Source organism: Melittangium boletus DSM 14713 (assembly GCF_002305855.1).
GTDB lineage: Bacteria > Myxococcota > Myxococcia > Myxococcales > Myxococcaceae > Cystobacter > Cystobacter boletus.
On sequence record NZ_CP022163.1, the window covers coordinates 1434282 to 1454289 of the forward strand.

Annotated in this window: 15 protein-coding genes; 7 read left to right on the forward strand and 8 right to left on the reverse strand. The window is 69.4% G+C overall.

Going from position 1 to position 20008, the window contains the following annotated elements; translation table 11 throughout:
- Positions 1 to 95 precede the first annotated feature (95 nt).
- Together MEBOL_RS42100 and MEBOL_RS06040 are read right to left on the reverse strand one after the other, a co-directional pair.
- Positions 96 to 5141, reverse strand: a complete 5046-nt coding sequence (locus MEBOL_RS42100) for a J domain-containing protein (RefSeq protein ID WP_095976509.1) — start codon at positions 5139 to 5141, stop codon at positions 96 to 98.
- 33 nt (positions 5142 to 5174) lie between these two features.
- Positions 5175 to 5678 (reverse strand): tRNA (cytidine(34)-2'-O)-methyltransferase, encoded by a 504-nt coding sequence (locus MEBOL_RS06040; protein WP_095976510.1) that lies wholly within the window; start codon positions 5676 to 5678, stop codon positions 5175 to 5177.
- Between the two features lie 18 nt (positions 5679 to 5696).
- On the opposite strand from MEBOL_RS06040, the gene MEBOL_RS06045 reads away from it, so the two are divergent.
- Positions 5697 to 6053, forward strand: coding sequence for a DUF192 domain-containing protein (locus tag MEBOL_RS06045; protein WP_095976511.1), 357 nt, complete (start codon positions 5697 to 5699; stop codon positions 6051 to 6053).
- Between the two features lie 118 nt (positions 6054 to 6171).
- Complete coding sequence (locus MEBOL_RS06050) at positions 6172 to 6936, forward strand: Stp1/IreP family PP2C-type Ser/Thr phosphatase (protein WP_095976512.1); 765 nt, start codon at positions 6172 to 6174, stop codon at positions 6934 to 6936.
- Positions 6937 to 6946: 10 nt separating this feature from the next.
- Here the strand turns inward: MEBOL_RS06050 and MEBOL_RS06055 are convergent, their stop codons facing one another.
- Both MEBOL_RS06055 and MEBOL_RS06060 read right to left on the reverse strand, forming a co-directional pair.
- Positions 6947 to 7966, reverse strand: coding sequence for a nucleotidyltransferase family protein (locus MEBOL_RS06055; RefSeq protein ID WP_095976513.1), 1020 nt, complete (start codon positions 7964 to 7966; stop codon positions 6947 to 6949).
- A 27-nt stretch (positions 7967 to 7993) separates the two neighbouring features.
- A complete protein-coding gene (locus tag MEBOL_RS06060) occupies positions 7994 to 9031 on the reverse strand; it encodes an aminoglycoside phosphotransferase family protein (protein ID WP_095976514.1) in 1038 nt (345 codons plus the stop codon).
- A 299-nt stretch (positions 9032 to 9330) separates the two neighbouring features.
- Here MEBOL_RS06060 and MEBOL_RS06065 point away from each other — a divergent pair, with 299 nt between their 5' ends.
- From MEBOL_RS06065 to MEBOL_RS06075, 3 genes are all read left to right on the forward strand, one after another.
- Positions 9331 to 10698, forward strand: a complete 1368-nt coding sequence (locus MEBOL_RS06065) for a pyridoxal-phosphate dependent enzyme (RefSeq protein ID WP_095976515.1) — start codon at positions 9331 to 9333, stop codon at positions 10696 to 10698.
- A gap of 224 nt (positions 10699 to 10922) precedes the next feature.
- Positions 10923 to 12146: a glutathione-independent formaldehyde dehydrogenase gene (locus MEBOL_RS06070; protein ID WP_095976516.1), complete on the forward strand. Its 1224-nt coding sequence runs from the start codon at positions 10923 to 10925 to the stop codon at positions 12144 to 12146.
- Between the two features lie 25 nt (positions 12147 to 12171).
- Entirely contained in the window at positions 12172 to 12399 is a 228-nt protein-coding gene (locus MEBOL_RS06075) for a hypothetical protein (RefSeq protein WP_095976517.1), read from the forward strand.
- Between the two features lies 1 nt (position 12400).
- Here MEBOL_RS06075 and MEBOL_RS06080 read toward each other — a convergent pair whose 3' ends face one another.
- On the reverse strand, positions 12401 to 13573 hold the full coding sequence (locus MEBOL_RS06080; RefSeq protein ID WP_095976518.1) for a tetratricopeptide repeat protein: 1173 nt from the start codon (positions 13571 to 13573) through the stop codon (positions 12401 to 12403).
- A 140-nt stretch (positions 13574 to 13713) separates the two neighbouring features.
- Positions 13714 to 14724 (reverse strand): transporter, encoded by a 1011-nt coding sequence (locus MEBOL_RS06085; RefSeq protein WP_095976519.1) that lies wholly within the window; start codon positions 14722 to 14724, stop codon positions 13714 to 13716.
- 311 nt (positions 14725 to 15035) lie between these two features.
- Here MEBOL_RS06085 and MEBOL_RS06090 point away from each other — a divergent pair, with 311 nt between their 5' ends.
- Positions 15036 to 16535 (forward strand): DUF4403 family protein, encoded by a 1500-nt coding sequence (locus MEBOL_RS06090; RefSeq protein WP_157774790.1) that lies wholly within the window; start codon positions 15036 to 15038, stop codon positions 16533 to 16535.
- Between the two features lie 15 nt (positions 16536 to 16550).
- Here the strand turns inward: MEBOL_RS06090 and MEBOL_RS06095 are convergent, their stop codons facing one another.
- Positions 16551 to 17693 carry a cystathionine gamma-synthase gene (locus tag MEBOL_RS06095; RefSeq protein ID WP_095976521.1) on the reverse strand — a complete coding sequence of 381 codons (1143 nt, stop codon included), beginning with the start codon at positions 17691 to 17693 and terminating at the stop codon, positions 16551 to 16553.
- 106 nt (positions 17694 to 17799) lie between these two features.
- Between MEBOL_RS06095 and MEBOL_RS06100 the strand changes: the two genes are divergently transcribed.
- On the forward strand, positions 17800 to 18777 hold the full coding sequence (locus MEBOL_RS06100; RefSeq protein WP_095976522.1) for a class I SAM-dependent methyltransferase: 978 nt from the start codon (positions 17800 to 17802) through the stop codon (positions 18775 to 18777).
- Between the two features lie 12 nt (positions 18778 to 18789).
- On the opposite strand, the gene MEBOL_RS06105 is transcribed toward MEBOL_RS06100, so the two are convergent.
- Positions 18790 to 19998 (reverse strand): phospholipase D-like domain-containing protein, encoded by a 1209-nt coding sequence (locus tag MEBOL_RS06105; RefSeq protein ID WP_095976523.1) that lies wholly within the window; start codon positions 19996 to 19998, stop codon positions 18790 to 18792.
- Positions 19999 to 20008 lie beyond the last annotated feature (10 nt).

Here is a 20008-nt window from a genome sequence, read left to right on the forward strand (position 1 = left end):
GGATGATCATGCCCGCTCTCCAGGCATGTCAATGGTCGAGGCGAGAGGGAACCCGCCGGGCGGACAGGGAGCCGAGCACGCCCCTGGCGGGGAACTCAGCGGAAGAGGCCCCCCTTCTTGCCCGGAGGCGGGTTCTTGCGGCGCATTTCGATGATGCGCAGCTCCTGGCTGGCTTCCAGGTGCTTGGGGTTGACTCGCACCGTCTCCCGGAAGTGCCGCTCGGCGCGCTCCATGTCGCCCTCCACCCGGGCAATCACCCCCAGCTGGTAGTGCGCCCGCTCACACTGGGGATCCCTCTTGAGCGCATCGGCCATCATCTGCTTCGCCTTGCCCGCCTCGGCCTTGCGCTGGGGGTCCATGAAGATCGCCCATCCCCGGGCCGCCAGGTACAACGCCTTGGGTTCGGTCTGGAAGGCCCGCTCGAAGTGCTCGGCCGCGGCCGCGAAATCCCTCTTGCGGAAGAAGACCTCGCCCATCTTGAAGAGTTCCTCGGGGTCCAGACCCCCTCCGGGCCGGGGACGCGCCTGCTGCGAGGCCCCCTTGGCGCGCAACTCCTGGAGATAGGCCGCGCGCTTCGCGTCGTCGTAGAGCACCTCGTAGGCCTCGCGGATGGCCTCGAAGATGGCCGTCATCTTGGGCGCGAGCGGCGACAGCGACTGCGGCAGGCGATCCGGATGGAAGCGCTTGGCGAGCCCCAGGAACGCCGTCTTCACCTGCTCGCGCTTGAGGTCCGGGCCAATGGCCAGCCCCAGCATCGTGAAGTGATCCCGCTTCGCCTGGACGTCGGAGTAGCGCTTCTCGATGAGCTGGGCGAGTTGCTGCTCGTCCACACCGAGTGGCGCGGGACCTCCGGCGGACGGCGCGGGAGCCGGAGGCGCCACGGGAGGCTGCACCGGCCGTGCCCCGAGTTCCAGGGCGCGCTGGAGCAACTGACGTTGTGCCTCCGCCTCCGCCCCGGACAGCGCCCCCCCACTCCCCGGCTCCGCGACGGGAGGAGGAGGATTCCTCGCGGCGGGAACCTGGGCATTCGCTGCCCCAGCCGCCGGAGCGGGCGCGGGCGGGGCCGTGGGCGCCTCGGGGGGAGGCACCACCTCGACCTGGATGAGCGACTCCAGGTGGGCGTCCACCTGCTGCAGCGCCGCCTCGAAGGAGGCGTTGATGTCACCGGGAGCCTCGCCCGATTGAGACTTGTCGAAGGCGACGATGCGCCAGAGCACGTCCTCCGTCATGGGACGGATGTCCGGGCCCGGCGGGGACGCGGGCGGAGGCGCCGCCACATTCGCGCGGGTGGACAGATTCGGGGGAACGGCCGACGCCGGAGCGGGCGCACGAGGCGCGGGAGCAGCGCCCGCGGGTGGGCGCATCCCAGGAGGAACGGCTCCAGGCGGGCGCGCGCCAGCCGCGGGCGGGCGCATCCCCGGAGGAACCTCGGCTCGGGGAGTGGAGGGCCGCTGCGGCACAACCACGGGAGGAGGAGGAACGATGGGCTCGGGCGACGCGGAGGCCGACAGCATGCCCCAGGACTCCTCGGGTACGGGAGCCACCACGGGGCGAGCAGGCGGAGCCGCGGCCGGGCGGGCAGGAGGAGCCACCACGGGACGCGCAGGTGGAGCCGCGACGGGCGCCGCGGCGGAGGGGACGTCGTCCTCGATGAGCCAGGACTCCGGAGGGTTGGCCCCAGCCCTCCGCAGTGCTTCCTGCATGTCCTGCATCAGGGCGACATTCGCCTGCTCACGAGCGGTACGAAGTTCCTCCCTGTTATCAGGTGCACTCGCTTCCTCCCGTGCAGCCTTCGCCGAAGCGGCCACTTCGGCTGTCGGCGCGGACGGCGTGGGGAGGGAATCGAACCAACCCTCGGAAGACGGAGAGATGTCGGCGAGTGAGACGTCGAGTTCGGAGCCCTGGATGTCCTCGGGCGGAGGGAGCACATCGGAGAGTGTCGTGAAGACGAAGTCGCTCTCCTGAAACGGAGCCGCATCCGCGAGTGGGGAGATCTCGGCGGGCGTGGGCGTTTGGGACGAAGAGGCCGTGCCGGAGAGACTCGCCTCCTGCTCGGAGCGATACCAGCCTTCCTCGGCGAGCCGTGCCGCATCCTCGGCGAGCCGTGCCGCCTCTTCTGCCAGCCGCCCCTCTTCGAGAATCCGCGCGGTCTCCTCGGCCAGGCGAACCTCTTCGGCCAGCCGTGCCTTTTCGATCTGTTGCCCCTCTTCGAGGAGCCGTGCCGCGTTCTCGGCCAGCCGCGCGGCCTCCGCTGCCTGCCGCGCCTCTTCCGCCAGGCGTGCTTCTTCCGCCAGTCGCGCGGCCTCCGCTGCCTGCCGTGCCTCTTCGGCCAAGCGTGCTTCTTCCGCCAGTCGCGCCTCTTCCGCCAGTCGCGCCTCTTCCGCGCGGCGGGCTTCTTCCGCCAGTCGCGCGGCTTCCGCTGCCCGCCGTGCCTCTTCGGCCAAGCGTGCTTCTTCCGCCAGTCGCGCCTCTTCCGCCAGTCGCGCGGCTTCCGCTGCCTGCCGTGCCTCTTCCGCGAGGCGGGCTTCTTCCGCCAGTCGCGCGGCTTCCGCTGCCTGCCGTGCCTCTTCCGCGAGGCGGGCTTCTTCCGCCAGTCGCGCGGCTTCCGCTGCCTGCCGTGCCTCTTCCGCGAGGCGGGCTTCTTCGGCCAGTCGCGCGGCTTCCGCTGCCCGCCACGCCTCTTCAGCCAGTCGCGCCTCTTCCGCGAGGCGGGCTTCTTCCGCGAGGCGTGCCTCTTCGGCTAGTCGCGCGGCTTCCGCTGCCTGCCGTGCCTCTTCGGCCAAGCGTGCTTCTTCCGCCAGTCGCGCCTCTTCCGCGAGGCGGGATTCTTCCGCGAGGCGGGCTTCTTCCGCCAGTCGCGCGGCTTCCGCGAGGCGGGCTTCTTCCGCGAGGCGTGCCTCTTCGGCCAGTCGCGCGGCTTCCGCTGCCTGCCGTGCCTCTTCGGCCAAGCGTGCTTCTTCGGCCAGCCGCGCCTCTTCCGCGAGCCGTGCTTCTTCCGCCAGTCGCGCGGCCTCTTCAGCCAGCCGTGCCTCTTCGGCCAAGCGGGCCTCTTCGGCCAAGCGGGCCTCTTCGGCCAGCCGCGCCTCTTCCGCGAGCCGTGCTTCTTCCGCCCGCCGCGCCTCCTCCGCCAGCCGCGCCTCTTCCGCGAGGCGCGCGGCTTCCGCTGCCTGCCGCGCCTCTTCGGCGAGCCGTGCTTCTTCCGCCAGACGGGCCTCTTCGGCCAGTCGCGCGGCTTCCGCTGCCTGCCGTGCCTCTTCCGCGAGGCGGGCTTCTTCCGCCAGTCGCGCGGCCTCCGCTGCTAGTCGAGCCTCTTCGGCCAGTCGTGCCTCTTCCGCGAGGCGTGCTTCTTCCGCGAGGCGTGCCTCTTCGGCCAGTCGCGCGGCTTCCGCTGCCTGCCGTGCCTCTTCCGCGAGGCGGGCTTCTTCCGCCAGTCGCGCGGCCTCCGCTGCTAGTCGAGCCTCTTCGGCCAGTCGTGCCTCTTCCGCGAGGCGGGCTTCTTCCGCCAGTCGCGCGGCCTCCGCTGCCTGTCGAGCCTCTTCGGCCAGCCGCGCCTCTTCCGCGAGGCGAGCCTCTTCGGCCAGTCGCGCCTCTTCGGCCAGTCGCGCCTCTTCGGCCAGTCGCGCCTCTTCGGCCAGTCGCGCCTCTTCCGCGAGGCGGGCTTCTTCCGCCAGTCGCGCGGCTTCCGCTGCCTGCCGTGCCTCTTCCGCGAGGCGAGCCTCTTCGGCCAGTCGCGCGGCCTCTTCGGCGAGTCGCGCCTCTTCCGCGAGGCGGGCTTCTTCCGCCAGTCGCGCGGCTTCCGCTGCCTGCCGTGCCTCTTCCGCCAGTCGCGCGGCTTCCGCTGCCTGCCGTGCCTCTTCCGCCAGTCGCGCCTCTTCCGCGAGACGGGCTTCTTCCGCCAGTCGCGCCGCCTCCGCTGCTTGCCGTGCCTCTTCGGCCAAGCGTGCTTCTTCGGCCAGTCGTGCCTCTTCGGCCAGTCGCGCGGCTTCCGCTGCCCGCCACGCCTCTTCAGCCAGTCGCGCCTCTTCCGCGAGACGGGCTTCTTCCGCGAGGCGTGCCTCTTCGGCCAGTCGCGCGGCCTCCGCTGCCTGGCGGGCCTCTTCGGCCAGTCGCGCGGCCTCCGCTGCCTGGCGGGCCTCTTCGGCCAGTCGCGCGGCCTCCGCTGCCTGGCGGGCCTCTTCGGCCAGTCGTGCCTCTTCCGCGAGGCGGGCTTCTTCCACGAGGCGTGCCTCTTCGGCCAGTCGCGCCACCTCCGCTGCCTGCCGCACCTCTTCGGCCAAGCGTGCTTCTTCGGCCAGTCGCGCCTCTTCCGCGAGGCGGGCTTCTTCCGCCAGTCGCGCGGCCTCTTCAGCCAGCCGCGCCTCTTCCGCCAAGCGGGCCTCTTCGGCCAGTCGCGCCTCTTCCGCCAAGCGGGCCTCTTCGGCCAGCCGCGCCTCTTCCGCCAGCCGCGCCTCTTCCGCCAAGCGGGCCTCTTCCACCCGCCGCGCCTCTTCCGCCAGCCGCGCCGTCTCGCGAGCGGTCCACTCCTCGAGGGACAACGACTCGACGAGTCCCTCGCGCATCAGGACCCGCAGCAGGACTTCCTCGGCGGGAGACAGCTTTTCCAACCGCTGGAAATCCGCGAGCGTCGAGAGGAGCGCGGTCTCGGCCTCGCCGGTGACCCACGGTGAGCAGGCCGCGACATCCGTGCACCGGTACATGCGCGGGACCGAAGGCGCTCCCTCCGTGGGCTCGAGCGCGGCACGGACGACCCGCGTCCCCGGGATGGGGAGGAACATCTCCTCGACGTCCCCCTCCTCGAACGCGGCGGACTCGGCGAGCTGACTCAGGCGCCGCACCTCCGCGAGCACCTGGTGCTCGGCCACCCTCTCTGGCGTGAGCCCCAGTTCCTCCAGCAGTTCCTCGTCTGGAGTCCCCGCGCTCTCGCGCGCCCACAGCGCATCCAATGTCTCCGCGGAGACACGGCCGGCCTGTAGCAGCGACTGCACGGGGGTCTGGAACCCGAAGCCGAGCCGGGTCCCCACCAGATTGCCCTCATGAAGGAAGAGCAGGGACTCCCGGCCGCCAGCGAGCAGCGTGAGCCGGCCGGTGGCGCGGGACTTGTGGGCGGAATACAGCGTATCGGCGACCTGCGAGGCGGGCATGCGGAGCCCAGTGTAGTCCGTCCGCCCCTCCTCTCAACTTGGCGTGTCCGCCCGCCCGCCCGGCATCCCGAAGCGCACCTGCCGCAGGGCCTCGTAGGCGGCGATGCCCACGGCGGTGGACAGGTTCAGGCTGCGGCGCTCGGGCAGCATGGGCAGGGTGACGGCCGTGCCGGACCCCCCCGAGAGCACCTCCGGGGCGAGTCCCTGGGTCTCCGAGCCGAAGACGAGGTGATCTCCCTGCTCGAGCCGGGCCTCGTACAGGGATGTTTCAGCCCGGGCGGAGAACAGCCAGCGCCTGGCCGAGGGCCACTCCGCCAGGTAGGCCCCGTAATCCGGGTAGAGCTTCAAGAAGACCTTGTCCCAGTAGTCCAGGCCGGCGCGCTTGAGGTCGCGGTCCGCGATGGAGAAGCCCAGGGGCTCCACGAGGATGAGGCGGCAGCCGGTGACGGCGCACAACCGGGCGATGTTGCCGGTGTTGGGGGGAATCTGGGGAGAGACGAGGACGAGGTGGAAGGGGCGCGCCAGGGGCTGGAGCATTGGAGTAGAACGCGCGGTATGCGCTTGAGGGTGAACAATGTGACACGGGACCGGCTGCTCGCGGACCGTGCGGAGCGGGCCACGTCCTTCGGGGACCGCTTCATCGGACTGATGGGCCGGCGCTCACTGGCGCTGGGCGAGGGGCTGCACATCGACCCTTGCAACTCCATTCATACCTTCTTCATGCGCATTCCCATCGACGTGGCCTTCCTCGATCCGGACGGGGTGATCGTCAAGCAGTTCCTCGCCCTGCCCCCTTGGAGGGGGACCTCGATGTACTTCCGGGCGAAATCGGTGCTGGAGCTGCCCGCGGGGACGCTGGCGGCGAGTGGTACCCAGGAGGGGGACCGGCTCGTCTTCGAGCCCGTCGCCTGAGTCCCCGACGAGCCACCCCGTCCGGGGTCTCTTGGGTTTTGACCCCCCTCGCGGCGCTTTGTTAACCTGCCTCCCCCCGTCCACGGCCCATCCTGGACACGCTGGAGAATCGCCGAGCATGCGCATTGAGGTCGCTGGCCACACCCACGTTGGGATGAAGCGCAACCACAACGAGGACAACTACCTCATCCTGCAGGAGGAGAACCTGTGCTGCGTGGCCGACGGCATGGGGGGACACTCCTCGGGGGAGATCGCCTCGAAGATCGCCGTGGACGAGCTGGCGGAGTTCTTCCGCATGACGGCGCGCGACCAGGACGCCACCTGGCCGTTCAAGATGGACAAGGCGCGCAACTACGACGAGAACCGCCTGGCCACGGGCATCAAGCTGGCCAACAAGAGCATCTACGAGAAGGCCACGAACGAGTCGAAGTACAAGGGCATGGGGACGACGATCGTCTCGGTGCACTTCACCAAGGACTCGGCGTACGTGGGGCACGTGGGCGACAGCCGCGTGTACTTCTTCCGCCAGGGCGTGCTGCGCCAGCTGACCGAGGACCACTCGCTGCTCAACGACTACCTCAAGGCCAAGAAGCTCACGCCGGAGGAGATCGAGAACTTCCCGCACAAGAACGTCATCGTCCGGGCGCTCGGCATGAAGGAGCTGGTGCAGGTGGATGTGACGAAGGTGGAGCCGCAGCAGGGGGATGTGTTCCTGCTGTGCTCGGACGGCCTGTCCGGCATGGTGACGGACCCGCAGATTCAAGACTTGCTGGGCCGCACGCTGGAGCTGGAGAAGGCCTGCTCTCAGCTCATCGACCTGGCCAACGCGGCGGGCGGCAACGACAACGTCACCTGCGTGCTCGCCCGCTTCCACGCCAACTGACGCCCGGCCCCTAGAACGGCGCGCTCACCCGATGCGCGCCCCAGGCCAGCACGTCCACCAGGGACTCTCCAGGCACCAGCTCGGTGCCTTCCAGGAGCGCGGTGCGCTCCAGCCTCACCCCCGCCTCCACCCGCACGCCCGCGCCCACCGCCACCGAGGCGCCCACCTGCGCGTCCCGGGACACGAAGCTGCGCGCGTCGAAGTAGGCCGGCCCCGTCACCTGTCCGTCCACCTGGGCCGTGGCATGGGCCCAGAAATAGCCCGCTCCGCGCGGCGCCAAGGCGAACGGTGAGTCCGCGCCCAGCCCCTTGAGCGGAACCCTGCCCCCGAGCACGTCGCGCACCGTGGCCAGGTAGCGGGACGGCGTGCCCAGATCGGACCAGTACGCGCGCACCGACTCGCCCCGGACGCTCAACCCCGCCTCCATCATCCGCACGTAGACGTCGCGGTTGATGTCCTCGGGGCCCTCGGGCGTCATGAAGTCGAAGACACGCGGAGACATCACGTGCACGCCCGTGAAGTGCCACGGCGTGAGCCCATCTCCGCCAGGCCCCAGGCCGGCGATGCGGCGCACCTGCCCCCGGGCGTCCAGGTCCACCGAGGCGTACGTCTCGTTCTCCGGCATGGGCAGGAGCACCATCGTCGCCGCCGCGCCGGACTCGCGATGCGCCGCCACCACCGGGCGCAGGTCCACCGGGAAGAGGATGTCCCCGTTGAACACGAGGAAGTCTCCGTCCGAGAGGAAGTCCCTCAGGCCCCGGATGCCACCCCCCGTGCCCTGGATGACCGGCTCATGCACCACGTGCAGCGGCAGTCCCACGCGCGCGCACTCGGCCCGGGCCGTGTCCGCCATGACCTCCGGCAGGTGGTGGGTGTTGATGCCCACCGCCGTCACGCCCGCGGACCTCAGCACCGACAGGTGATAGCGCAAGAGCGGCTGACCGAGGAAAGGCAGGGCCGGCTTGGGCCAGCGCTCGGTGAACGGACGCAGACGCGTGCCCAACCCCGCGCAGAGGATCATCGCCTTCATGTGCCAGCACCCTTCCTCTTCCTCGTCTCAGCCCACTTCTGGCACGTACCGGGCCACCAACGCGCGCAGGCCCGCGAGCTCTGGACGGCGCTCGAAGGCATCGCGCACATAGCGCAACGACGCGGGGATGGATACCAGGAAACCCGGGTTTCCCTTCACTCTGTGGATGAACTCGAAACGGCCCGCGTCCTTCATCTTGCGCTGCAACGTGAGCAGATCGAAGTAGGCCTTGAACGCCGTGGGCTCGATGCGCTCGCCCGTCACTTCCGCGAACGTGGCGATGTAGCGGTCGAGCATGGCGTCCACGAACGCCCGGTCCAGCTCCACGTAGCTGTCACGCAGGAGCGCCACCAGGTCGTACTGCCGCGGGCCCTGGAGCGCGTCCTGGAAGTCGATGACCACCAGCTCGCCGTCCTTCACCATGATGTTGCGGCTCTGGTAGTCGCGGTGGGTGAAGCCGCGCGGCGCGGCGGCCAGCTGCCTCGCGATGTCGCGGAAGGTCCGGTCCAGCTCGGCGCGCTCCGTCTCCGTGGGCTTCTTGCCGCTCCAGGCCTCCAGGCCCCACTCGCGGAAGTGGTGCAGCTCCCAGTCGTACAAGTCCTCGTCGAAGGCGCGCGTGAAGGCGAGGCACTCCGGGTCCACCTGGCGCTCGGCCTGGGCGCGCAGGCGCGCGAGCAGCTCCACCGCGCGGGTGTAGAGCGCGTCGCGGTGCTTGCCGCCCTCGAGCGCCGCCTCGAACGTCACGTCGCTCAGGTCCTCGAGCACCATCATCCCCGCGGGCTCGTCGTAGCGCAGGATGCGCGGCACGCGGATGCCCAGGCGCTCCAGGTAGCGGTGCACGTTGACGAAGGGCAGCTCCTTGGGCGGCTCGCCCTTCGACGCCTCCTCGCTCTTCTTCGACGCATCGAGCGGCATCTCCATCACCACCCAGCTCTCCGGCGGAGAGCCCACGCGGTAATACGAGCGGTTGCTCGCATCGCCCTTGAGCTTCTTGATGGGAGCCTGGGGCACGGGGCGGCCAATGGCCTTCCCCACCTGGTCGCGCAGCGCGGCCTCGAGTTCCATAGGTCAGCGTTTCTCCGGAAGTCCGTCCTGGGACGGGGCGCGCGAGTATGGGAGCACGCCCACGCCGGGTCAAAGCTCGCGTGCCGGGGCGCGTCATGGCGGGCCGTCTTCCCAACGTGCCCACACAGGGCCCGCAAGGCCACTCGCCGTATGGGCGGATTGGCGCGCCGTGTCGGAAAGACGGGGACCGAGCGGGCTGTTGGACACGGTTGAGGGATGGGCAAGCCGCGAGGGTCGACCGATTCCTCCAGGGGCGTTTATAAGGACGCGCCGCTTCCTACCCCACAAGCGAGTACCCGATGGACATCCACGACAACATCCTCTCCGCGATTGGCCACACGCCGCTGGTGAAACTGCAGCGCATGGTCGGGCCGAACGACGCCACCGTGCTCGTCAAGTGCGAGTTCATGAACCCGGGCGCGTCCATCAAGGATCGCATGGCGCTCTACATCATCGAGAAGGCCGAGCGGGAGGGGAAGCTCAAGCCCGGCGGCACCATCGTGGAGAACACCTCGGGCAACACGGGCATGGGCGTGGCGCTGGCCGCGGCGGTCAAGGGCTACAAGTGCATCTTCACCATGCCGGACAAGATGTCCCTGGAGAAGATCAACCGCCTCAAGGCGCTGGGCGCGCAGGTGGTGGTGACGCCCACGAACGTGCCGGCCGAGGATCCGCGCAGCTACTACGAGACGGCCAAGCGCCTGCACCGCGAGACGCCCGGCGCCTTCATGCTCAACCAGTACCACAACCCGGACAACATCGAGGCGCACTACAAGGTCACCGGTCCGGAGATCTACGAGCAGACCGAGGGCAAGTTCGACTACTTCGTGTCGGGCCTGGGCACGGGCGGCACCATGAGCGGCGCGGGCAAGTACCTCAAGGAGAAGATCCCCGGCCTCAAGAACGTGGGCGTGGACCCGGAGGGCTCCGTCTACGAGGGCTACTTCAAGACGGGCAAGCTGACCGAGCCGCACGTCTACAAGGTCGAGGGCATTGGCGAGGACATGCTGTGCGGCGCCATGGACTTCAAGGTCGTGGACGACGTGCGCCAGGTGGATGACCGCCAGAGCTTCGTGGCGGCGCGCCGGCTCGCGCGCGAGGAGGGCATCTTCGCGGGCGGCTCGGCCGGAGCCGCGGTGCACGTGGCGGTGCAGCTCGCCAAGGAAGTGGGCAAGGGCAAGACGATCGTCGTCATCCTCCCCGACACCGGCATGAGCTACATCAGCAAGTTCCACTCGGACGAGTGGATGCGCGACAACGGCTTCATGGAGGAGAAGGGCGCGGGCACCGTGCGCGATCTGCTCCAGGGCAAGCGCGGCGAGGTCATCACCGCGCGCAAGGGCCAGCGCGTGGACGAGGTGGTGGAGACCATGCGCCAGCGTGGCATCAGCCAGATGCCCGTGCTCGGCGAGGACGGCCGCGCCCTGGGCATGATCCACGAGTACGATCTGCTCAACGCGCTGGTGGCCGCGCAGGTGAAGTTCGCCGACACCATCGACAGCATCGTGGCGCCCATGCAGGGCGTGGTGGCGCCCGAGACGAGCCTCAACCGGCTGCGCGAGGTGTTCAACCAGGACAAGGTCGCCGTGGTGAAGGAGGGCGAGAAGGTGCTCGCCGTCGTCACGAAGATCGATCTCATCGAGCACATGCACCGCGCCGCGCCCTGAGCACCCCGCTTCTCCCTCTCGCTTCTTCCTGATGTGACGTGAAGAGCCCGGCCCCTCCCGACAAGCGGCCGGGCTCTTTCCGTTCTCGAGGCGTTGGCCCCCCGCCCTCCTGGCCGGTGCGCGCTCCGCGAACGGACCGCTCCCTGACGCGAAGCCTCCCCCCTCCTCGCCACGCCGGGCCCCTCTCACCTTAGGGCTGACTCCAGCCATTGGGAGAGGACACCATGCTCGCCGTCGTTCTCAAGGACGCCATGACCGTTCGCGTGGAGGAAGTGGAAGACCCCCGCATCGAGAAGCCCACCGACGCCATCATCCGCATCACTTCCTCGGGCATCTGTGGAAGCGATCTCCACATGTACGAGGGCCGCACGCTCATGCCGGTCGATCCCGTGCTCGGCCACGAGAACATGGGCATCGTGCAGGAAGTCGGCAGCGCCGTGGTGAGCGTCCGCAAGGGCGACCGCGTGGTGCTGCCCTTCAACATCGGCTGCGGGACCTGCTTCAACTGTACACGCAGGGGAACGCACTCATGCCTGATGGCCAACCCGCATGGCCCCCATGCCGCCTATGGCTACGCCGCCATGGGTCCCTACAAGGGAGGGCAGGCCGAGTACCTGCGTGTGCCCTGGGCGGACTTCAACTGCCTCAAGCTGCCCGGACAGCCGGGAGACGATCTGGAGGATGATTTCCTGCTCCTCTCGGATGTCTTCCCCACGGCCTACCACGCCACCGAGCTGGCACGGGTCCAGCCGGGCTCCACGGTGGCCGTGTTTGGCGCGGGCCCGGTGGGCCTGCTCGCCGCCTACTGCTCGCTCATTCGCGGAGCCGCGGAGGTGTACGTGGTGGACAGCGTCCCCGAACGCCTCGCCAAGGTGCGGGAGATGGGCGCCGTGCCCGTGGACTTCACCCGGGGAGATCCGGTGGAGCAGATCCGCCAACTGCGCCGGAGCAACCCGTTCATCACCGGCGCCATGCGTCCGGGCGAGGAGCAGATGATGGGCGTGATGTGCGGCATCGACGCCGTGGGCTACCAGGCGCGCGACATCCGCTACGCGGACACGCATGGGGGACCGGAGCGCGCGGCGCAGGTGCTCGAGCAACTCATCGAGCTCATCAACCCCACGGGCCACCTGGGCAGCGTGGGCGTCTACATCGCGCCGGACCCGGGAGCCCGTGACGAGTCCACCCGGCAGGGCCTCTACACGCTGCCGTTCGCCAAGGCGTGGGACAAGGGCCTGACCATCAGCGGCGGACAGACGCCCGTGAAGCGCTACAACGTCTTCCTGCGGGATCTCATCATCGCCCGGCGGGCGCGGCCCGGCTTCATCGTGAGCCACCACCTGCCCCTGAGCGCGGCGCCAGACGCCTACCGCAAGTTCGACGCGCGCAAGGAGGGCTATACCAAGGTCATCCTCCTGCCCCAGACGAGCCCCATGGCGAGGGCCTGATACAAGGAGGGCCAGGGAGCGGGCCATGGAGCTGGATCCGAACGACGCGGCCGTGAAGGAGGCACTGCTGCGGGCCTGCGACGAGGTGGGCCTGCCGAGAGCCTACCGCTCGGCGGTGGCCCAACGGATGCGCACCCCACCCTCCGAATGGCCCGAGTGCTGCGGCGAGGGGTGTTTTCCGTGCACCCAGGCGCTGTCGGACGCGGCGCTCCGGGCCTGGGAACTGCTCGGCCGCCGCCCGCCCGAGGACTGAATCAGCCCAGGCTGGCCAGAAGCCGCTCCGCCTGCTCGCGGTTGCTCGCCTGCGAGCTCACCAGGGCCTTGCGCGCATGCTCGCGGGCGCGGCCCTTGTCGCTGTCGGCCAGCGCCAGCGCCATGTTGAGGTGGAGGTTCGGATCCTCCGGGTGCGCGGCGAGCGGAGGGGTGAGCACCTGGACGGCCTGGGCCCGTCCACTTCCACCGGGCTTGGACAGGTAGATGACCGCCAGGTCACACGCGGGGGCGGGCGCCTTGGGATCCAGCTTCGAGGCCTCCTCCAACAACTTCTGCTCTCCAGCCGGATCCTTGAGGATGCGGCGCACGTTGGCCAGGGCCACCCGGCCCTCCACCGTGTCTGGCGCCAGGGTGATGGCATCGCGCAAGGCGGGCTCGGCCCCGCGCGGATCTCCCGACAGCAGCGTCGCGAGCCCCTGCAGATAGGCGCCCTCGGCGTTCTGGGGGCTCACCTGCCGGAACTCGACGGCCGTCCGAGCCGCCCCCTTCGGGTCGCCGGTGAGGATGATGAGCTTGATGAGCTCCGGGTAGACCTCCGACTTGTCGTGCGCCCGCGACAGCGCCTGCTTCATCAACTCGAGCGCACGCGGCACCTGACCCTTGTGGGCGAGCAGCCGCGCGGCATGCAACAGCGGCAGGTGCTCGTGCTGGGTCAGGGACGCGGCCTTGAGGAAGTGGGCCAGCGCCTCGTCGGACTTCCCCTGCCCTCGCAGGGCCAGGCCCAGGTAGGTGAGCACGTGGGGGTTGTTGGGCTGCTGCTTGCGCGCGAGTTCGAACGCCGCCGCGGCCTCCTCGAAGACGTTGCGCGCCAGCAGGACGCGGCCGAGGTTGAGGTACTCGAAGAAGCCCGCGTCCAACTGCCCCGCGAGTCCCTTTAGCACCGTGACGCCCCGCTCATCACCCGCCTCGGCGTCGAGCCGGGCCAGGTGGCCGAGGGCCTCGGTGTGCGTGGGGTGGATCTCCAACACCCGTCGCAGCAGCTCCCGCGCCTTCGTGTCGTCGCTCAGCGCCAGGCGCAGCCGCGCCAGCCCGAGCAGCGCGGTGAGCTCCTTCGGATTCTCGGACAGGGCGCGCTCGAACTCCTGGATCGCCGGCCCGGTCATGCCCTGGGTCATCAAACGCACGCCTTCGGCGGCATGAATGGAGACGGTCATCGTGGAGCAACCTTTCCTCGGGAAGGGAGGGGAGACAGGGGGCTCATCCTAGGAGCCAGGGGACGAAAAGACCGAGGGGGATCCGCATCCGCGCCTTCGCGGTGCTGGATCCCCCTGGAGAGGAAGAACGCGCTCGAGGCCTAGCTGAACAAGCCCGTGAACTTGTCCCATCCATCCTTGAACTTGCCGCCGATGGCGCCAGCGGTCACGTCGGCGCCCGCCTCGATGATCTCGGGCACGTTCACCTCACCGGCGAGCTCCACGCCCAGGCCCACGCCCACCGTGGCCTCCGCGCCGATGTCGAACTTGACCTTGCCGCCATCCAGACCGATGTCCGCGTGCGCCTTGCCACCGATGCCCGCCGTGGCGCTGGCGGTGACGCTGCCGCTCACCATCGTGTCGCCCTCGTGCTTGAGGGCCACCGAGCCCGTCAGCTCCGCCTTGGCGCCCGCGAACCCCTCGGCGTTGGCGGTGATGGAGGGCTTGCCGTCCAGGCCCACGTGCACGTTCAGGTTGATCTTGCCATCCGCGCCGATCTTCCCGGCCGCCGACAGGTCGACCTCGGCGGAGAACTTCTCACCGGCCACCTCGAAGTCGATCGTCTTCTTGGCGCTCGCGCCCGCGTCGGCCAGCGTGGCGTCCACGTCCACGCCCACGTCGATGTCCAGGCCGTCCTTGCCCACCTTGGCGTCCGCGTGGCCCTCGAGGCTGATGCTCGGGCCGTTGACGTGCGCCTCACCCTGGATGCCACCGGGCAGCTCGCCCTCGGCCTTCACCCCGCCCACGCCCGCGCCCACCGAGCCGCTCGCCCCCGCGTGCGCCCCGTCCGGACCCACGCCCGCGCTGGCCTGACCCGAGGCGCCCGCGCCCCCCGTGCTCTTGAAATCCGGGTTGCCCTTGCTGCCCTGCACGCCCGCGGTGATGGCGGGGATGAGGCCCCGGATGGCCGACGCGATCGTGTCCTTGCCCGCCTGGGTGAAGGTGTCCTTCACGTCCTGGGCCGTCGGCTTCGTCGGCATCGTCGGCTTGTTCGGCAGGTTGACCGTCACACCCGTGTTCGTCAGACCCTTGTTGTCGACGTTCACCTCGACGCGGCTCGGCTTGGGGGTGGTGGGGGCGATGGGGGAGCGGCTGACAGGACCGATAGCCATGGGAGACCTCGAAGGGGGGAGGCGGAGTTTGGAGAACCGGCGGACAGCTCGTCGGTGACGGGAATACACCTTAGCAGGAGGTGTGCCACGGCCTACCCGGACCGACACCCATCCGCAAACCCCGCATATTCTTAGGATTGGAGACCGGAAGAGCGCCGCCCTGGTGTCGCCAGTCACCAGGAAAGAGCCTCGAGCCCTGGTGACTCCAGTCCCAGGTGGTGACTCCAGTCACCACCTCCCCCCCCCGTGGGGCATTGGGAAGACGGGCACTGGGGTATCTTCCCCAACGCACCGCGGTGCACTCCCCGACCATGCCTCACTCGCGCCTTCGCCCCGTTCCCGCGCTCCTCGCGGCCCTGTTCCTCGTGTCCTGCGGTGGCCACCGCATCGAGCCACAACACCTGCGGCCCTCCGCCCCCGCGGCCAACGGCGGCCGTCCGGTGTCGGACCCGCCCCCCTCGCGCATCGTGCTGCACGCCACCGTCTTCCGCGAAGCGCTCATCCGGAAGATGGCCGAGAGCCTGCCGCGCACCGGCGAGGGAGACGCCCAGGTCTTCGCGGGCCAGACGGTCCACTACACCTGGCAGCGCGAGCCGGTGACGCTCAAGTTCGATAGGGGCCGGGTGGTGGTGGGCGTGGCGGTCAACGGCCGCTTCAACCTGCTGGGCGAGCGCACCCTGCCCCTCACCATCACCCTGGCCGGCGAGCCCGTCATGACGCCGGACTTCCAGGCGCTCCTGCAGTCCACCGACGTGCAGGTGGTGGCCTCCGGCCCCGTGGACTCCGTCAACCGCGCCATCGAGGGCAAGCTGCGCGAGCTCATCGCGAAGACGATCGACACGTTCCGCTTCGACGTGCGCCCACTGATGAACCAGGCCTTCGAGCGGCTCGCCCGGCCCATCGAGATTCCGGTGGGAGACCAGGTGGCGTGCGCCGAGCTGAAGGTGACCAGCCTGGAGGCCGCGCCCACCGTGCTCGCCGACGGCTTCGAGAAGGACCTCGGCATCGTCGTGCTGCCCTCGGTGACGCTGCCGTGCACGCCCGTGGCCAGCCTCGCCCCAACCCCCGCCGAGAACGCCGGCGCCCCGGCCTCGGGCGATGAGACCCACCTCGCCAGCGATGCGCCTCCGGTGCCGGCTCCGGGCCCGGAAGGCGTGGCGTCCCTCCCGCCCGAGCCCGACGCGGCGACAAGCCCGCCGCCGAGGGTGGCGATGCCCCTGCTGCAGAACGTCTCCACCCTGCCCTCCGGCCCCTTCCGGGTGGTGATTCCCGTGGCCGCCCGCTACGAGGAGCTGTCCCGGGCGCTCGAGTCCTCCATGAAGGGCCGCCTCTATTTCTCCGAGTCCAACCCGGAGCTCTATATGGAGAGCCCCCAGGTCTACCCGTCCCACGACACGGTGGTCATCCGAATGAACCTGGGCGGCAAGGCCCGGGTGGGCAGCTACTCGGTGGCCGTGGGGGGCGAGCTGTTCTTCGCCGGCCATCCCCACGTGCTCGACAACCAGCTGTCCGTGCCGGACCTGGAGATCGCCCCGGGCACGGCGAGCGAGCTGGTGAAGCTCAAGTTCGCCCTGGACTACGCCGCCATCCGGGACCAGGCCCGGCAGGCGCTCCGGGTGGACATCTCCGAGCGGCTCGCGGCGGTGAAGGACAAGCTGTCCACGGAGCTGTCCTTCTCCGAGGACCAGGGCTGTGTGCGCGGGCAGGTGCTGCGCACGGAAGTCACCGGCGTGCACCCCCACGCGACCTTCCTGCGCATCTACGTCCAGGTGGATGCGCAGCTGGGGCTCTACATGCCGTGCAAGCAGTAGAGGCCCCGCCGGGGCTCACGCCACCTCGAGCGCCTGCTTGAGGTCGTCGATGAGATCCTGCGCGTCCTCGATGCCCACGGACAGGCGGATGAGCCCATCGGAGATGCCAAGCACCTCGCGCGTCTGCTTGGGCACCGAGGCGTGCGTCATGATGGCCGGGTGCTCGATGAGCGACTCCACGCCGCCGAGCGACTCGGCGCAGGCGAACACCTTCACCGTCTTGAGGAACGTGCGCGCCGCCTCGAGGCCGCCCTTGATGTCGAAGGTCAGCATGCCGCCAAAGCCCTTCATCTGCTGGCGGGCGAGCGCGTGCTGCGGGTGGCTCGACAGGCCCGGGTAGGTGGTCTTGTTCACCTTGGGGTGCGAGGCCAGGAACTCGGCCACCTTCATGGCGTTCTGGGCATGGCGCTCCATGCGCACGCCGAGCGTCTTCACGCCGCGCAGCACCAGGAAGCTGTCCATGGCACCGGGCACGCCGCCCACGGCGTTCTGCAGGAAGTACATCTTCTCGGCCAGGTCGTCGTGGCTCGTGCAGGCGAAGCCGCCCACCACGTCACTGTGACCATTGAGGTACTTCGTCGTGGAGTGCGTCACCACGTCGAACCCCAGGTCCAGCGGGCGCTGGAAGTACGGGGTCATGAAGGTGTTGTCGCACACCGAGAGGATGCCCCGCTTCTTCGCCGTCTCGGCGATGCGCGCCAGGTCGATGAGCTTGAGCATGGGGTTGGTGGGCGACTCCACCCACACCATCTTCGTCTTCGGGGTGATGGCGGCCGCGAAGGCGTCCGGGTTGGACAGGTCCACGAAGGAGAAGTCCAGGCCGTGGCGCTTCCACACCTTGTCGAAGATGCGGAAGGTGCCGCCATACACGTCGTCGGACACCACGACGTGATCCCCCGCGTTGAGCAGGTGCATCAGGTTGTCCGTGGCGGCCAGACCCGAGGCGTACGCGAGGCCGTGCCTGGCCCCCTCGAGCGCCGCGAGGCAGTCCTGGAGCGCCTTGCGGGTGGGGTTCTGGGTACGGCTGTACTCGTAGCCCTTGTGCTCCCCGGGGCCCGCCTGGACGTAGGTGGAGGTCAGGTAGACCGGCGTCATGATGGCGCCAGTGGTGGGATCCGGCTCCTGGCCGGCGTGGATGGCGAGGGTATCGAAGCGCATGACTCGCGACCTAGCACACTCGCCCCGCCCCCGGGAGCCCAGGCGAGACGCGACAACCGGTGGGGAACGCTTGCCGCGGAGCGTCGAGTCGGAGAAGAGAGCGGACATGACGACAGGGGACGCAGGCTCGGCAGCGGCGGGAGGCATGTTCGAGAACCGTCTGCGCAAGAACGCGCGGCATTTCCGCAAGTGGGCCCGGGCGCGAGGACTCACCGCCTTTCGCGTCTACGACCGGGACATTCCCGAGTACCCCTTCGCGGTGGACCTCTACGGGGAGCACGTCCACCTGGTGGAGTACCCCCGCCGCAAGGCGCTCAAGGGGGGCCTGGAGGAACAGCGAGCCGAGGTGTTGGCGGCGGTGAGCACGGTGCTGGAGGTGCCCGAGGCGCGCATCCACGTGAAGACGCACCTGCCGCAACCCTGGGGCCGCTCGCAGTACGGGCGCGTGGGCCAGGGTACCGAACGGCTGGTGGTGGAGGAACAAGGGCTCAAGTTCTGGGTGAACCTGGGCGACTACCTGGACACGGGGCTCTTCATGGACCACCGGGTGACGCGGGCACGGGTGCGCGACGAGGCTCGGGGCAAGAGCTTCCTCAACCTCTTCTGCTACACGGGCGCCTTCACGGTATACGCCGCCGCGGGCGGAGCCTCGCGCACCCTGAGCGTGGACCTGTCCAACACCTACCTCGACTGGGCCGAGGAGAACCTCGCCCTCAACGGCCTGTCCCACTCGCGCCACACGCTCCTGCGCGGGGACGCCCTGGCCTGGGTGCTCGCCCAGGCGGAGGCCCCCGAGGAGACCTTCGATCTGGTGGTGTGTGACCCGCCCTCCTTCTCCACCTCCAAGAAGATGCAGGGCACCTTCAACGTCCAGCGCGACCACGTGAAGATGCTGCGGGCGCTGGGCTCGCTCCTGTCCCCGGGCGGCGTGCTCTACTTCTCCACCAACTTCCTGGGCTTCGAGCTGAAGGACACCGCCGTGCGCGACTACGCGAGCGTGGACGAGCTCACCCCCGGCTCCATCCCCGAGGACTTCCAGCGCGAGCACATCCACCGCTGCTGGCGCCTGGTGGCGCCCCGCTGAGGCCCGGGCCCGCTATGGGCCGTATCGCGAGCCGTACCACTGCTTTCCCACCTCGACGGACTTCTGGAAGTCGGAGAGGAAGGCGCGCTCGGCCTGTTGGGCGAAGGCCTCGTCGTCGACGATGAGCGCGCCCTCCTCCATCAACCGGTACGACAGGATGTCGAAGTTGATGGAGCCCACCATCACCAGGTGATCGTCCACGAGGATGACCTTGGAGTGCATCATCGAGATGGGCCACTCCCAGAGGCGCACGCCGGCGGTGGCGAGGTCCGGGTAGGACAGCCGCTGAGTGACGGTGATGACCGGCTGATCATTCTTGTCCCCGGGCGCGAGCACACGCGTGTCCACCCCGGAGCGCGCCTGCTGCACCAGGAGCGAGAGCAGGGTGGAGGTCGGCGTGAAGTAGGACTGGCCGATCCACAACCGGCGCCGGGCCGCCTTGCACATCAGGAGGATGCTCCGCTCGGAGCGGGTCACCTCGGGATTGGGCGTGCTGCTGACGAAGGCCGCGCGGGCGCCTCCCGGCTTGGGCGGGGCGTACATGGCCGCGAAATCCGAAGCGGGCAGCAGCACGCCCCCCATCTCCTGCCAGTTCTCCGCGAACGCCTGCTGCATCTGCGCCACCACGGGGCCCTCGGCCCGGACCGCGACATCCCGCCACTCGTTCTCGTTGCGCGCGTCCCCGAGCCAGACCGTATGGACCCCGAAGCCGCCCGTGTACCCGACGCGTCCATCCACGATGACGAGCTTGCGGTGGTTGCGCGCCAGGGTCTCGTCCGCGGGCAGGGGCCGGAAGATCCGGACATCACACCCCGCCCGCTCCAGTCGCGGCTTCACCTTCTCCAGGTCGGTGCTCCCAAATGGATCGAGCAGCACCCGGCAGATGACCCCCGTCTTCGTGCGCTCGGAGATCTCCTGGGCGAGCGAGTCCCCGGGCTCTCCGGAGCGCCAGATGAACAGCACGATGTTGATGGAGGACTTCGCCGTGCGCACGTCCTGCTTGATGCGCTCGAAGAGCGCGCCGTTGTCGATCCACTCGACCTGATTGCCCGTGGTGAACCGGGTGCCCAGCGTCTCGTAGAGCGCCAGGTCGAAGCCCACCGGGTCCGAGGGAATCTCCCCACGGAGGATGAAGTCGGACGTCCGCGCGCCATTGGCGGCGCAGGCGGTGAACCACACCAGGGCCAGACTCAGGAGACACGTCTTCAGCGTTCCACGCATGGCGCTCGAC

What these genes read in the sequence shown, in the direction of transcription:
- MEBOL_RS42100 (WP_095976509.1), bottom strand. Translation starts at nt 5,141, where the DNA reads ATGCCCGCCTCGCAGGTCGCCGATACGCTGTATTCCGCCCACAAGTCC.
- MEBOL_RS06040 (WP_095976510.1), bottom strand. Translation starts at nt 5,678, where the DNA reads ATGCTCCAGCCCCTGGCGCGCCCCTTCCACCTCGTCCTCGTCTCTCCC.
- MEBOL_RS06045 (WP_095976511.1), top strand. Translation starts at nt 5,697, where the DNA reads ATGCGCTTGAGGGTGAACAATGTGACACGGGACCGGCTGCTCGCGGAC.
- MEBOL_RS06050 (WP_095976512.1), top strand. Translation starts at nt 6,172, where the DNA reads ATGCGCATTGAGGTCGCTGGCCACACCCACGTTGGGATGAAGCGCAAC.
- MEBOL_RS06055 (WP_095976513.1), bottom strand. Translation starts at nt 7,966, where the DNA reads ATGAAGGCGATGATCCTCTGCGCGGGGTTGGGCACGCGTCTGCGTCCG.
- MEBOL_RS06060 (WP_095976514.1), bottom strand. Translation starts at nt 9,031, where the DNA reads ATGGAACTCGAGGCCGCGCTGCGCGACCAGGTGGGGAAGGCCATTGGC.
- MEBOL_RS06065 (WP_095976515.1), top strand. Translation starts at nt 9,331, where the DNA reads ATGGACATCCACGACAACATCCTCTCCGCGATTGGCCACACGCCGCTG.
- MEBOL_RS06070 (WP_095976516.1), top strand. Translation starts at nt 10,923, where the DNA reads ATGCTCGCCGTCGTTCTCAAGGACGCCATGACCGTTCGCGTGGAGGAA.
- MEBOL_RS06075 (WP_095976517.1), top strand. Translation starts at nt 12,172, where the DNA reads ATGGAGCTGGATCCGAACGACGCGGCCGTGAAGGAGGCACTGCTGCGG.
- MEBOL_RS06080 (WP_095976518.1), bottom strand. Translation starts at nt 13,573, where the DNA reads ATGACCGTCTCCATTCATGCCGCCGAAGGCGTGCGTTTGATGACCCAG.
- MEBOL_RS06085 (WP_095976519.1), bottom strand. Translation starts at nt 14,724, where the DNA reads ATGGCTATCGGTCCTGTCAGCCGCTCCCCCATCGCCCCCACCACCCCC.
- MEBOL_RS06090 (WP_157774790.1), top strand. Translation starts at nt 15,036, where the DNA reads ATGCCTCACTCGCGCCTTCGCCCCGTTCCCGCGCTCCTCGCGGCCCTG.
- MEBOL_RS06095 (WP_095976521.1), bottom strand. Translation starts at nt 17,693, where the DNA reads ATGCGCTTCGATACCCTCGCCATCCACGCCGGCCAGGAGCCGGATCCC.
- MEBOL_RS06100 (WP_095976522.1), top strand. Translation starts at nt 17,800, where the DNA reads ATGACGACAGGGGACGCAGGCTCGGCAGCGGCGGGAGGCATGTTCGAG.
- MEBOL_RS06105 (WP_095976523.1), bottom strand. Translation starts at nt 19,998, where the DNA reads ATGCGTGGAACGCTGAAGACGTGTCTCCTGAGTCTGGCCCTGGTGTGG.